The sequence below is a fragment of the Sporosarcina sp. E16_3 genome (assembly GCF_017347125.1).
Taxonomy (GTDB): domain Bacteria; phylum Bacillota; class Bacilli; order Bacillales_A; family Planococcaceae; genus Sporosarcina.
Window position 1 is genome coordinate 426009 of sequence record NZ_JADPRX010000001.1, and the last position, 14021, is coordinate 440029.

Genomic DNA, 14021 nt, shown 5'->3' on the forward strand with positions numbered 1-14021 from the left:
ATCGGTGCGTGTCGCTATTCATTCATACCATTATGTCATGACGGGATGGAAATTCCAACGACTATTTTTACTTTAATTCACTGTAATTTCTCGGTTTTTATCACTTCCGAGGTCTCCGTATCGACGATTACAGCATATGTGCCTATTTGCCCATCCTCATTTATCGTGACCGTCAAATAATGTGCCAATCTTTGTTCTAACCGATCATTTTCAACATACGCATACTCTTCTTTGACAATTTCGACGCCCGAGTGGAAAAATGTTTTCCAATCCTTTTTCGTTATCGGCTGTCGCGCAGTCTTTTCTTTCCTAATATACTCGGATGCATCCAGACCGACGATGCCTGCATTATCTTTTGCAATTTTTAAATGGATTACATCTGAAAATACTTTCGCCCCATATTCCGGTTCTACTCTGACATAAACCATATGCCACGCCGTATTATTTTCCCTTGCTTCCTCGTAAACAAGGTCCTTATAGCCAGCATCTTTTAAAAACGTTTCCGCTTTCTTTTTAAGATCTTCGAACGGTAGGCTTTCCTTACCAAACGGCCTTTCTGTTAGGAATGAAAGGACATGACCCCCTTTTTCCGTGATGTCAATATAACCGACTGACTCCGCTTCAGCAAAACGGATGTGATAAAACGGATAAGGAGAGCCTGGTTGGCTCATTTCTACTCCAATTGTTTCATTAGACAGATGTGGGAAAAGTTTTTTGAACTCAGCTATAGCCTCTTCACGTGTCACTGCAGGATCCGCCATGTTTTTCAAATCTTTTTTCTTCATTGAATCCGACTCACTTGCTGTCAGCGGGAAATCACTCTCCGCATACTGCTTTACAGTGGTACCCATACCAGTCCAGTCATGGCCCGAATCGGCAACATCCAATCTCTTTTTCCAGCCATCAATCGATAAATTTCCACTGACCATGCCCGCAGTAGCAACTTGCCACTCATCTGCCATTGAACGAAGGTTCTTAGATGCTAACTCCATAACTCGGTGATATTCAACGTTATCGGCTGCACGGTCGGCCTCCTTGGCATAATTACCAAGTCGTCCAAGATAATTCATCCAGGATGTTGAAAAACTTGGATCCAATGGTAATGAAGATACAGAGTTTTTAATATCGGATGACAGACGCCAAATGTCATCGCGCGCTTTTGAGGAGCCATCCGCCTCGTTAAACAATAAAGTCTTTTTTACCGCTGTATCCAATTCTTCTAGTTTCTTTGATGCATCTGTCATTTTATTGGCGTATTGTCCACTAAGTGCGATAGAAAGTTGTTCATTTTCAGCGGCTTTACCGTAGGAAAAAATAGAAAGCGTCGCTATTGAGTAAACTAATACAAAGATTATTTTTTTCATATTTTGGCAAAATATCGCCAGAAACTTTCATTGTTTCCGGAAACTTTCGCCTCCCCTCCTTTATAACAAGTTTTCGATGCTTTCCCGTGTTAATTAATTGGCGAAAATATGCAATCCTATTTTTTTAATTTGAGGTCGTGACCAAATCCATTTGCTCGTCGCTGTAATTGGATTAAAGTAGTAAATTGCATTTTCCGAAGGATCCCATCCATTAATAGCATCGAGAACAGCCTCTTTCGCCCGTTCGTTCGGTGTCAGCCAAATTTGCCCATCAGCAACAGCGGTAAAAGCAAGCGGTTGGAAAATGACCCCGCCAACTGTATCCGGGAAATCGGGATGCTCTATCCGGTTCAAAATGACCGCCGCTACAGCAACTTGCCCTTCGTATGGTTCTCCTCGCGCCTCCCCATAGACGGCGTTCGCCATTAACTTGAGGTCTTGGTCCGAATACTTGGCGGGCAATTGGACATTTTCTTTTTTACCCGCTCCTTTGCTTACTTGTGATGCAAGTGGTTTACTTCCGTAATAGGTGAACTTATTCCCTTTGTTCAAATTATCCTTTACGAATTTCTCATCATACTGTGACGCATCCACCAATTTTTTTCGAGTCTTCAATCCTGCAATTCCGTCTACCGGAAGTCCATACTTCTCTTGGAAGTTGCGCAATGCCCAATAGGTTCCATAGCCGAATGTCCCATCAATCGTCCCTGTATAATAACCTATATACTGAAGCCTTGACTGCAGCTCGATTACATCTTCTCCAAATGCGCCTCGTGCGACGTTTTGGGAGCTGAATGCTTTTATTTGGACAGGTGATGTTGCATATGCACATCCAAGGAGCAAGATGATTGTTACCATGCGGATGACCAGTTTTCTCACTTTCATTCCTCCTTTTTCTATAGTTTGTCCAAAATCATTAATATTATTAACAAAATAAAAAATGATCCAGCAAAAGCTGAATCATTTTGTGTTTGTTCGCGCTTTGCGTCTGAATTGCTGCATCGCGAACGTATGGGCATATTTAACTCGAGTTAAGCCGAACCACCAGAGGAACAGCATGAAAGGTATAATCAGATAAAGCCAAAGATTGTCTACAGTGAGGATGCCATTATAAATGAAGTGAAGACTATACGGGGCAAGGAATGCTAGAAACAAATACATATTGATGTTTGATTCTACAGCAAATTTCGCTCGACCAAAATAATAGCCCATAACTACACCGAATAGCGCATGACTTGAAACAGGCAGTAAAGCCCGTAGAAATGCGGTATCTGCTCCAAATGTAAGTAGGTAAATAATGTTTTCAACCGTCGCAAAACCTAAAGATACGCTGGCACCATATAGGATTCCATCATATGCATCTTCAAATTCAACATGCCTATAAATGGCAAGCAAAAGGATAAGCCATTTAAAAAACTCCTCAAGTCCGCTCGTAAAAATAACATTTCGAATGAAATAGTTGGAGAAGATGTTTTCTTCTTCAAATACGTGTTGAATGAACATTATCGGAAAAGTCATGATAGCGCCGTATATGAATGTATGGAATAATGTAAGTGATGGTTCTTTCGCAATCTGTTTTCTTAAATAAAAATAGCTAAAGAGCGCCAATCCCGGCGCAATCGCTACAGTAAACAATATGATCATCGGTCGGCCCCCATTACGCTTTATTATACCATGATTTCCCTTAAATAGGAGGAGCTAAATATGAAGAAAAACATTCTGCTTGTGCATACAGGCGGTACGATATCAATGGAACTGGATACAAAAACCGGCGGCGTTATGTTAAGCGCGGCAAATCCCCTCGCATTGGAAATCGACAACATTCAGCAATTCGCCAACATAACAGAAGTGGAAGCTTTCAATTTACCTTCTCCACATATTACACCTGAACGAATGCTGGAACTCGAAGAACTGATTTCCAGTCTTATGAAGAATAATTCCTATGATGGCATCGTCATTACTCATGGCACAGACACGCTTGAAGAGACCGCGTATTTCCTGGAACTCTCAACGAATTTCAATATCCCCATTGTTTTAACGGGTGCAATGCGTTCTTCCAATGAAATCGGATCGGATGGCGTCTATAACCTTATGTCCGCCGTCAGGGTTGCCTCAGCAAACGCCGCAAATGGTAAAGGGGTACTCGTCGTACTTAATGATGAAATCCATACAGCGACCAACGTGACGAAAACACATAGCAGCAGCGTATCTACCTTCCAAAGTCCGCAATACGGACCCATTGGCATCGTAACAAAGTCAGCTATTCATTTCCATCATGCACCATTGTTACGAACTTATCTACCTGTCGAATCCATCAACAAAAAAGTGGCCATGTTCAAAATCTATGCCGGAATGGAATCCGACTTGCTTGTTGCAATATCTACTCTTGGCTATGACGGAGTTGTACTTGAAGGACTTGGCCAAGGGAACGTGCCACCTGATTTGGTCGTTGGAATCCGGCGTCTACTTTCTGAAGGTCTTCCAGTCATCCTAGTTTCCAGATGCTTCAACGGGATTGCGCAGGATATTTATGCGTACGAGGGCGGAGGGAAAATGCTGAAAGATATGGGCGTGAGGTTTGAGCACGGCCTTAGCGGCCAAAAAGCACGCTTAAAATTATTGCTTGAACTATGTTCGGTATGAAGTTTTAATCAATCGACAAAGAAGAAAAAAATGTGGATATGCAATATGTCACAATTCGCGTTAGTAATAGGTTTGTTCGTTCAATTTCATATCCTAAATACACTACCGAACAAAATTATGTAAATCAAAAAAGATGCAGCCATTTTTTTCTGGCTACATCTTTTCACATAGATAAAGCAATCATTAGTTGCACGGAAAAATATGCATCGTTCAAGTTACTGTCACCACACACCGATTACCAAATTCCACTCTATATTCTTTTAATGTATCTGATAAATGAAGAATTTCCCTCCGAAATAATCTTCGTGTGTTAAAACTGATTCAAATGGTTTTCCTTCGCATATTCCAACCTTTTTAAATTCACCGTCCGCTTCCATTAACTTGCAATCATCAAGCTTAATGAATTGAATCCTATGCCAATCTAGTATCATTCCATAATCATTTTCACGGACTATATGACCCGTCACCGGGTGCGCCAACATTTTTATACCTCTTCCTCCTCGTAAAACACGCCGTTCGAATCGGTGTTTGTGAGTATTTTTTAATCTCTCTACCATTTTACCTATTTAACGCAACAAATTTCAACATAATTTATATGGTAAATTCATCCCTATGTTTTCAATAATTTTAATGCTAACAACAAAAGCGCAAGCGCCTATTCAGCCCCGAAGAGCGCCGGGGTCTAGGCGTAAAATCTTTACGTTCCGATTTATCTACAGCACAAGATTTTATTATTTCCTAGACTACAAAATAGGCTACTCTCCCTCCTGGTTGAATCAAGTGGAAAAGTAGCCTTTTTTTATTTTACGGTATTTTGTTTTGATGCAACCTCACGGGCAATTAGTTCACCATGAAATTTACCATTTTCGATAAAAATCTCATTTGCATTATTCCCTGCAGCAATAACGCCTGCAATAAAGAGCCCTTCGACATTCGTTTCCATTGTTTCTTCGTTGAAGGAGGGACGACCACTTTCTTCTTCAATCGAAATACCAATCTTTTTTAAAAAGGTATGGTCGGGGTGATAGCCAATCATCGCAAAGACATAATCATTTTCAATATCAAATAACTCCCCTGCTATTTCAATCGTGACGGAAGCGTCAGTAATTTTTACGACATCCGCATTAAAATGCATGGCTATTTCACCACTGCGAACGAGGCTATCGAATCCAGGTAAAATCCACGGCTTAACACTTGGCGAATAATCGGAACCGCGGTAAACAACTGAAACCAACGCCCCAGCACGTTCCAATTCGAGGGCAGCATCAATTGAAGAGTTTTTCCCTCCAATAACAACGACCTTCTTTCTGAAGTAAGGATGTGCCTCTTCAAAATAGTGGAAGACATTTGGAAGATTCTCCCCTTCAATACCGAGTCGATTTGGATTGTCGTAGTAGCCAGTCGCGATTACTACATTGGTTGCTAAATACTCGTCTTTATCGGTCAAAACATGGAATCCTGTACTTCCTTTCGTAACATTCTCTACCTTTTCAAAACTATTGATGGGGATTTCTTTCAATTCCACAACTTTCCGGTAATACACAAGCGCGTCATTTCGCTTCGGTTTGTCTATAGCTGTGATGAATGGAATATCCCCAATTGACAACTTCATGCTTGAACTGAAAAACGTCTGATGCGTTGGATAATGATAAATCGAATTGACGATATTGCCTTTTTCGATAACAAGAACATCAAGTCCTTGTTTTTGCAATTCTATTGCCGCTGACAGGCCACACGGACCTCCCCCTACAACAATTGCATCTTTTTGTATCATTTTAGTTAAAACACTCCTTTACTACGCTTTCTCCATAATTTACGACGATAACATGGCATTCAGGTGCTGCACCAAGCCTCAGCGGCAACGTAGACGTGCCATACCCATTGCTGATTAGCTTTGCCCTCCCCTTTTTCAATCGGAACGTTCCTTTATCCTGCAGACCGTATTTTCCGATTCGAATTTGTCCGCCATGTGTATGCCCTGCAAGCATCAATCGAGGCTCATATAACTGCTCCACTTTCCTGAATAGCGAAGGCGTATGTGTGACCAAAATAACATTGTCATACTGATTTACAAAACGGAGAGTAGAGTCAATATCGACATTACGACTTGATGGATCGTCTGTACCAGCAATACCCCAACACGGGTGCCCTGGAACTTCGACACTTTCGTTGTCAAGGATTTTCCCGCCATAACGGGTAATAAGCTCTCTCATTTCTTCTTCGCCAACTTCACGGTCATTATTACCCCAAACATAAAACAGCGGTCCCAATTGCGCTAACTTACGGATATTTTCAGCTATCCGCATTAGCGGTACGCCTCTTTCGGCAAGATCCCCACCTATGATAACAATATCGATTTCATGGGCAGATTGAACTTTCGCTAACAATTTATCATCGATTTTACGCCGGTGGATATCTGAAATGAAAAACACCGACAATTTTTTGTCAACCCGACATCCAGGCGGGACATCCATGTTATGGTAAACTACATTCCTTCTTCTAGCGCTCATAAACATGTATATTAAAAATCCAATCATCAGTGAAACCGATGATCCTATTATTTTATTAACCGTAATCATACCCACCTTTCATACGAAAAGCGCAAAGCGACGTTTCAGATGCGACAGGCATAAGGCGGACCGGCGAAGCGGCGTTCTTTCGCCGCGTAGCTGGGCTGACTTATGACCCGAGCGTCTGGCGCTTGGAGCTTGACATTATTGCGTTTAGTAAAGCCTACACTTTCCTATCGTCATAAGAAAAAGGCAAAGAATCTATACTTCGCCTTTTTTCACACTGCTATTCCTCAAGGAATGACAAGCCTTTGTCCAACCCTGATTTCATTTGATGATAAACCGTTAGCACTTTTAATTTTGTCGACGCCTTCGCCATTACCGTAGTATTTCAATGAAATACGATAAAGGTTTTCATTACTGCCAACCGTATGCGTTTTTGCTACTGGCTTAGGCTCCGGTTTTACTTCCGGTTTCTTCTCCGGCTTAGGTTCTACTTTTACTTCTGGTTTCTTTTCGGGTGTCGGATTGACATTCACTACAGGTTTAGATACTGGTTTCTCCTCAACTTTTGTTTCAGTTTTCCCAGCACTTTTTTCGTCCCCTAAATTAGTCGCTATTTTTTCATCATCTTTATCAGCAACAGCACTGTTCTTATCAGGTTTCTCACTGTTCATTTCAAAGAGCGTGCCGGTGTCTCCACCTTTTGCTGACGTACGATCACCCGGAGTATAAAAATCAGTAATAATATACACTAAAATGAGTACTGGAATAAGCGTGAATAGTCCAAGAATAACATTAATCATCGTATGGCTGGATTTCTTTTTAGGTTTACGACCTTTCCTATGCAATTCGCTACGCGATGGAAGCTTTCTAACATCATGACCCTCGTCTAGACCAATTTCCTTCCTGTGCTCTTCAAAGTCAGTCTTATAATCATCATTTTTCATCGCTACATTCTCCTATCACATCGTGCTATTCTTTCATTATGACGAATTTTGTCGCAAAAATCAAATACACCTTGGTGTATCTTCGCCAGGGTTAGCAGGTGTACTTCTGCTGAATTAAGTTTAATCGACAAAGGACCCGTTATCCAAGAAGCCCCGTAAGTCTTTCCTCCCAATCCATCATTCGTTTATCCGAAACGTTTGGTTTTTGTGCATCAAGCAGTAGACCATCCGCTGTTCCGCAAACCGAACAGCAAAACTTCGGTTTCATTCCACATGCCTCCCCAAAAAAACCTAAAATCTCTTCTCGGATACATTTTTCCGAATGAACTAATCGAAGCATCATCTGTAGTTGTGCCTCTTTTTCACGTATTAACTCATTCATACGAATAATGACATCTTCAATCGACATTCGTTCGATGTAGTAGTCTATGACACGTTTTCCTGTTTCGCTAATTCTTGCCAGCTCTGCAGCTTCAGCAGGCGAATAGTTCTCCGCAAGAAGACTTTCATAGTGTTTGATTTCCCATTCTTGAGGGATATCATCTTGGATGATGAAGCGAGTTCTACCCTCATCATCGGCCGAAAAAAGTAACGTCGCCGCTGATAATTCACCATCACGTCCTGCACGTCCCACTTCCTGAATGTAACTGGCGATGGCTTGGGGTACATGTTCATGAATCACTTGCCTAATATCGTCTTTATGTATACCCATTCCAAACGCATTTGTAGCACATATCCAGCTTATTTCACCCGTGATAAATTGTTCTTGGATGAACGAACGATCTTCCTGCTCTTTCCCTGCGTGATAAGATGCAACGGAGACGCCTTCCCCCTGAAGAAGGGTAGATAGTTCATCCGCACGTTTTCGCGATGCCACATAGATGATTCCGGGACCCGCCGTAGCTACTAAGCGGTTCTTAATCCAATCCGTTTTCATCATGCCATTATCGATTTTGACAATTGAATAAGAAATATTCGGGCGATCCAGCGAATATTGGTGAATTGCAGGCAATTGAAGTTGCAGATATCGGCAAATATCAGCCTTTACTTTATCATCTGCCGTTGCGGTAAGAGCCAAAATTCCCGGTCGATTTAATTCTCCGAAAAATTCTCCCAGCCGTAAATAGTCAGGTCTAAAATCAAATCCCCATTGTGAAATGCAATGAGCTTCATCGACAACGATTAACGACAAATGAATATTACGAAAATGAGCTAACACATTTTTTTGCACTAACATTTCAGGTGATATGAAAATGAATTTATAAAGGCCCAATTCCCCCATTATCCTGATTTTCTCAGAATAGGTAAGAAATGAGTTTAATGCAACCACCCGTTTTTCGCCATTCCTCTTCATGATCGCCACTTGGTCTTCCATCAACGCGACAAGTGGTGAAACGATTAAGACTGTACCTTCAAGTACATAGGCAGGTAATTGGTAGCAAAGCGACTTCCCTATACCTGTAGGTAAAATAGCAATCGTGTCCTTACCCGCAATCACATCTCGGATAACATCTTCTTGACCAACCCTGAATTGATCAAAACCAAATCTCTCTTTTAATAATTTGTGGATAGCCATTAGTTGCCTCCTCCGGTCCGCGCACCTAAGATAAGGCGAAGTTGAAAATAGGATAACATTTCGAATTCAGATTTTAGCAAGCGAAGTCTACGGGTACCGATTTCCTTCACTTTTCCAGCTACCGCATCTGCATCTTCCGCAGAAACAAACTGAGTCAAAGGAAATTCTGCATCATTAATTGACATTTCTACAAAATGATCTTCAATTGTACTCTTTTTCAAGTTGCGCGCCCTCACAATCTCATCAAGAGAAAAGCCGCGATCGAAAAGCTGCTTTGTTTTTACAGAAGAATCCGTCAAGTATGTCGAAACCTTGACACTTTCAGTTATTTTTCGCAAAAAAGGCAAATCGGTAGACGGTATAATGACAGCAAGCATCATATGTAGTATTTCTATAAATAGTAGACGGATGTCGAATGGATTTAGTTTCAAATTATCCGCTAACTGATCCCATGTCCAGCCTGTCAGACCGAAACCACTTAAGCGATGGGTAATAATTTTTTTTTGTCTTTCATCGATTTCACTTCGCGTTATACATAGCCTAAGTTCCTCCCCAATATCTTTAGCAAATAAAGGGTCACTGATTGGCTGATTATGTACTAACATTTTAACAAAGGACTGAATATCACGATCTTTTTGAACGGGCATGAACGACTTTTCCCCCGCTTTGAAATTCGAAACCGTCTGCACAGCGAGTGATAACCTTCCGAAAAAAATCATTTCCCTGCCCCTATAATCCCAGCCGTTAAATCTATAGGGAGGTAACTTTCCTGCTTCCACGCGACCTTGCTCCGTTAGTTTGACGAAGGAATCATCCATAGTTGAGATGAAACCCCAATCTCTTAATTGTTTAGCCGCCTCATCGAATCGTTCTGCTGTCAGTTTCGGTACAATACCAAAGAATTCCTTTAGGCCATAGTATTCGACATCTTGCAGTGTTTGTCCCGATCGTTTGCCACGTAATAGGTGAAGTCCCGCATAGATTGTGCGTTCACCGTCTATTCTGCCTATGATGGTTAATAGTATTAAAGATAGTTTCATTTTGAATTCCTCCGATTAACAAATGTTTTTTGTTGAAAACTCTTGTCAACATCATTAGAATGAAAGGTGAAGTAAATTGTTTGTACGGAGAAAAGAGGAGAGAAAGACTATGCCTAAATATACAATCGTTGATCAGGATACATGTATAGCGTGTGGTGCGTGTGGAGCTGCTGCCCCGGATATATACGATTATGATGACGAAGGAATTGCTTACGTTATCCTCGATGATAACATGGGAACAGCTGAAGTTCCAGAAGAACTGATGGAAGATCTGGAAGACGCTTTCGATGGCTGTCCAACCGATTCAATCAAAACCGCTGATGCACCATTTGATGGCGATGCACTTAAATACGAAGATTAACAAAAAACGCAGAAAGGTCGTCCTGGAAAATACCGGGGCGACCTTTCTTTTAAAGTTATACTATTATTAAGAAGTTAATTGGGTGCGCTGTTGCGCAATCCATTTTTTCATACTCTTGAAAAGCAACATAGAAATAATCATAAGCATAATTCCCTTTATCAAGTTAAAAGGTAGAATCCCTAAAACAATAAAGGTAGTTAACTCACTGCCTGCCATTGCTGGGAAATTCATAAAATACGTATACATCGGTAAAAACAGTAAATAATTCAAGACACTCATCCCAACAGCCATTGAGACTGTTCCAGCAATAAGCCCTACAGCTAGACCATTGGATGTTTTGAATTTATTGTAAATGAAATAGATTGGTAATATGAATAGTACTCCAGTAGCGAAGTTTGCAATTTCGCCAACAGGAACACCTGTCGGGCTGCCTGACATGAACCAATGCATGATATTTTTGAGCAGTTCGACTGCAATACCTGCTACAGGTCCCATCGTCATTATTGCCAAAACCGCTGGAATTTCACTGAAATCAATTTTCAGGAATCCAGGTAGTGCTGGTAATGGGAAGTTAAACTGCATCAAGACAGTTGAAATACTCCCTAATATTGCGATGAGAATCATCTTTCTTAACTTCTTGTTAGTCATTTGTTCCTCTCTCCTTTTGCGATTCACTTCAAAAGAGGAAAGGCCGTTCCATCCTATATATGTCGACAAAAAATCCCAAAAGCAAATAAGCTCGAGGGATTCGAAAGGTATACTCAAATAGAGAGTAGAAAAGAGACGATTTCATTCTCTTTTAACCCACATTTAAATAAGCACCTCTTTTTGTAGACAATACAAAAAGATGGCCGCACCTTCACCTTCTCCCATCCAGACTATACTGTCGGCTCCGGAATTACACCGGTATCAGCTGTTAAGCTCGCGGGCTTGGAAAGTAACTTTCCTTTACCGCCGGTCGGGAATTACACCCTGCCCCGAAGATGAATCAATATTTTGTTACTACTCTATTGTATCCAAAAAAAAACGCTTTGTAAACTAGAGTGTTTACAAAGCGCTACCTATCCACTTTCAGGTCTGTTGATTAACCAAAGTAACCAGGTCACACACTGGGCGCTACGTGTATTATTGCTTTTGGTTTGCTTTGGATTGAACTACCTCTGTACCATTACCGGGATGTTTTGATGTATAGGGAGGCGACTTCGTCGCATCCCTATACAGTTTTCTCGGTAATCGTATGGTGGTTATTCATCCGTCGCACTCCTAATGCATACGTACACGTAGTGCATTAGGGGCTTTTTGGAACGAAAGAATAGCATGCTTCTTACCTGGAGAATAGCCGCCAAAGATGCAATTTTGGCGGCTGATTCTTTCTTTATGGTTTTCTCTTTTTTTATTAAAGAAGTGTCACTTTCTAGTTGGTATCACATGATTACATGCATACTCTTTGCTAGAAGTAAGCAAGGAACGCATTGTACAACGGGCAAGAGTGCCCGAAATTGTATCTTCGGGCACTTACACTCGCTATAAAATGTCATCTCCTCTTTTCTTCCAAAGCAACCGCATTTTTCACTTGAGCATTGTAGATAAGCGACAGGCAACCATTCGCAACAGGATGACTGAAAAAAGAGTGTCTAGAAGTGACGGAGTCACTTCTAGACACTCTTGGACCCTCAGTAAATCTGTCATGAATAGTTAGCCGTAAGCGGGCCGAAAATAGTCCAGTGAAAACGAAGGTTAACAAGCCCTTCTCACCAGTATTTTATGCAAATAAATGGTTAGTCAACAGACGTGATTCACTTCAATAGTAGTGGAAGCGGATTAGATCCAACCGGAACCGGTAAGGGCTGATTGAAGTTAAAACCGTTCCATTCTTCTTGGACGAAACCTTCAAATTGAAGCTGTTCACCAAAACTGGCTGCTGTTAGGAGCATTCCCTCAACCATTTGCATCGCTTTTTCCGGCTCCATTGCGTCCAGATCTAGCGGTTGGGCAAATTTGACGGTTGTCAATTTGTCATCTACCTTTACTTCAAATTCTATAGTGCCTGGAATGACTGGTTGGAAAACATCATTTGGTTTCACTTTCATCTGCTGCAATGCCTCGTTCAGCGATGGCTGCGGCTGTGAAAAATTCGATGAAAGAAACTGCTGTCCATCTTGTTGTTCAAACAGATAGTAATTAAAATGAGTACGACCACTCTTCAAGATCATTGGTTCGCTCGTTTGACCTGCCCCTGAGAACATGGCCGCGGTTCCATCTTCATTCTCAAATCGGACCTCCTGATAGCCGTAAAACGTATCTTGTAAAGTGTCTAGATATACTCCCATCGTACCTGAAGCTACATCATAGCCATGTCCTGTCGGCAGCCGATGGATAATTGCATGTTCATCCGCGGTTATGTCGCCTTTATAAGGATGATACTCTTGAAAACCAAGTGCACTTTCGTCGAGACGATCCGCATACTTTTTATACAAATCATAACTCGTTGGTTTCAAAAAACCAAAATCCTTCTCGATTTGACTATTCGGAATGATAAATGTAACGGGGATGCCTGAAGCTTGATCACCCGCTAGACCTAAATGGAATAGTGTACTATCGATAACATCTTTGGAGTAGACAGCAAAATGGTGTGTCTCCCCTGTTTCAGATGCCATCATAGTAGAAGATCTATCCATTGTGTCCATATCCGTTTTTTCTTTAGCAATCGACTCATTTTCCAATTTTGCGCCTCTAGCTGACGAATCGGCATCCTCACTCATCATTTTGTTCTCGGTACTCTGGTCCTTCATTGATACTTCATTTTGACCAAGCATAGAAGGAACCAACAGGCCAATAACGAGCAAAGCAGCTACAGCGACAAGTGCTGGCATCCACTTCTTGGATTTTTTACGGTGAGGTGTATTCAACCGTTCATCTTGCTTCAACCGTGCCAGTATTTCCGACATTGGACGATCATCTGATACGCCGGGCATATCACCGAGGAGATTTTCAATCTTGTTGTCGTTCCAATTTTTGTGGGTCATTTAGTTTCCCCCCTTCTGTCGGAAGAGCATTCAATTTCTTTTGCAGTGCCTTGATTGCTCTATGTTGTGTCGTTTTAACTTTCCCCTCTGTCCAGCCAAGTATTTCGGCCGTTTCAGCTATGGAAAGATCCTGAAAATAACGCATGATGATGACCATTTTTTGATCCCCCGTGCACGTGTTAAGCGCCTGTAACAGTTCTTGCATCTCTTCACTGAGTGTAACGAGTTCATCAGGAAGGATTCCCGTCGATACGAGCTCACTCTTTTCCCAGTCGAATTTATCGAACAGATGCTTTTTGCGAACTGTATTTTTTCTGAAATGGTCAATCGCGACATTTTTGGCAATTGAAAAAAGCCATGTCTTTTCCGAACTTTTCCCTTCAAAACCGACGTATGCACGTAGTACCCTCACATACACTTCATGCATGAGGTCCTCAGCGTGGTCACGATCTCTTGTCAAATAGATAAGAAACTTGAACACATCTTGGTGGTACTGTTCATAAAGCCGGTGGAAAACGGAGTCGTCCATGAAATCCCCCCGTTCTATCAAT

14 protein-coding genes and 1 riboswitch are annotated in these 14021 nt (G+C 41.5%); of the genes, 2 read left to right on the forward strand and 12 right to left on the reverse strand.

Annotation, left to right across the window (positions count from 1 at the left end; all coding sequences use genetic code 11):
- Positions 1 to 77: 77 nt before the first annotated feature.
- The 3 genes from I2483_RS02125 to prsW form a co-directional block, all read right to left on the reverse strand.
- A complete protein-coding gene (locus I2483_RS02125; RefSeq protein WP_207173519.1) occupies positions 78 to 1364 on the reverse strand; it encodes a PepSY1/2 domain-containing protein in 1287 nt (428 codons plus the stop codon).
- Between the two features lie 93 nt (positions 1365 to 1457).
- A complete protein-coding gene (gene sleB, locus I2483_RS02130) occupies positions 1458 to 2249 on the reverse strand; it encodes a spore cortex-lytic enzyme (RefSeq protein ID WP_207173520.1) in 792 nt (263 codons plus the stop codon).
- A 75-nt stretch (positions 2250 to 2324) separates the two neighbouring features.
- Positions 2325 to 3008 (reverse strand): glutamic-type intramembrane protease PrsW, encoded by a 684-nt coding sequence (gene prsW / locus I2483_RS02135; protein WP_207173522.1) that lies wholly within the window; start codon positions 3006 to 3008, stop codon positions 2325 to 2327.
- Positions 3009 to 3068: 60 nt separating this feature from the next.
- On the opposite strand from prsW, the gene I2483_RS02140 reads away from it, so the two are divergent.
- Positions 3069 to 4007, forward strand: a complete 939-nt coding sequence (locus I2483_RS02140; protein ID WP_207173524.1) for an asparaginase — start codon at positions 3069 to 3071, stop codon at positions 4005 to 4007.
- A 260-nt stretch (positions 4008 to 4267) separates the two neighbouring features.
- Here I2483_RS02140 and I2483_RS02145 read toward each other — a convergent pair whose 3' ends face one another.
- The 6 genes from I2483_RS02145 to I2483_RS02170 all read right to left on the reverse strand — a co-directional run bounded on the left by I2483_RS02145 (position 4268) and on the right by I2483_RS02170 (position 10083).
- The gene (locus tag I2483_RS02145) at positions 4268 to 4489 is read right to left on the reverse strand and encodes a hypothetical protein (RefSeq protein ID WP_207173526.1); all 222 of its coding nucleotides are present in this window, start codon (positions 4487 to 4489) and stop codon (positions 4268 to 4270) included.
- A 317-nt stretch (positions 4490 to 4806) separates the two neighbouring features.
- A complete protein-coding gene (locus I2483_RS02150; protein WP_207173528.1) occupies positions 4807 to 5781 on the reverse strand; it encodes a YpdA family putative bacillithiol disulfide reductase in 975 nt (324 codons plus the stop codon).
- Position 5782: 1 nt separating this feature from the next.
- Positions 5783 to 6586 carry a metallophosphoesterase gene (locus tag I2483_RS02155; RefSeq protein WP_207173530.1) on the reverse strand — a complete coding sequence of 268 codons (804 nt, stop codon included), beginning with the start codon at positions 6584 to 6586 and terminating at the stop codon, positions 5783 to 5785.
- Between the two features lie 224 nt (positions 6587 to 6810).
- Complete coding sequence (locus I2483_RS02160; protein ID WP_207173532.1) at positions 6811 to 7467, reverse strand: LysM peptidoglycan-binding domain-containing protein; 657 nt, start codon at positions 7465 to 7467, stop codon at positions 6811 to 6813.
- Positions 7468 to 7606: 139 nt separating this feature from the next.
- Positions 7607 to 9043 carry a RecQ family ATP-dependent DNA helicase gene (locus I2483_RS02165; RefSeq protein WP_207173534.1) on the reverse strand — a complete coding sequence of 479 codons (1437 nt, stop codon included), beginning with the start codon at positions 9041 to 9043 and terminating at the stop codon, positions 7607 to 7609.
- Positions 9043 to 10083 carry a YpbB family protein gene (locus I2483_RS02170; RefSeq protein ID WP_207173536.1) on the reverse strand — a complete coding sequence of 347 codons (1041 nt, stop codon included), beginning with the start codon at positions 10081 to 10083 and terminating at the stop codon, positions 9043 to 9045. Before I2483_RS02170 ends, I2483_RS02165 begins: the two co-directional genes overlap by 1 nt.
- A gap of 109 nt (positions 10084 to 10192) precedes the next feature.
- On the opposite strand from I2483_RS02170, the gene I2483_RS02175 reads away from it, so the two are divergent.
- Positions 10193 to 10444: a ferredoxin gene (locus I2483_RS02175; protein ID WP_067210431.1), complete on the forward strand. Its 252-nt coding sequence runs from the start codon at positions 10193 to 10195 to the stop codon at positions 10442 to 10444.
- Between the two features lie 66 nt (positions 10445 to 10510).
- On the opposite strand, the gene I2483_RS02180 is transcribed toward I2483_RS02175, so the two are convergent.
- The 3 genes from I2483_RS02180 to sigX all read right to left on the reverse strand — a co-directional run bounded on the left by I2483_RS02180 (position 10511) and on the right by sigX (position 13999).
- Positions 10511 to 11092: an ECF transporter S component gene (locus I2483_RS02180; RefSeq protein ID WP_207173539.1), complete on the reverse strand. Its 582-nt coding sequence runs from the start codon at positions 11090 to 11092 to the stop codon at positions 10511 to 10513.
- Between the two features lie 209 nt (positions 11093 to 11301).
- A riboswitch (FMN riboswitch) is annotated at positions 11302 to 11433 on the reverse strand.
- Positions 11434 to 12240: 807 nt separating this feature from the next.
- Positions 12241 to 13470, reverse strand: a complete 1230-nt coding sequence (locus I2483_RS02185; RefSeq protein ID WP_207173541.1) for a hypothetical protein — start codon at positions 13468 to 13470, stop codon at positions 12241 to 12243.
- Positions 13436 to 13999, reverse strand: a complete 564-nt coding sequence (gene sigX / locus I2483_RS02190) for an RNA polymerase sigma factor SigX (protein ID WP_207173543.1) — start codon at positions 13997 to 13999, stop codon at positions 13436 to 13438. The genes I2483_RS02185 and sigX overlap by 35 nt, the downstream gene beginning before the upstream one ends.
- Between the last annotated feature and the right edge of the window lie 22 nt (positions 14000 to 14021).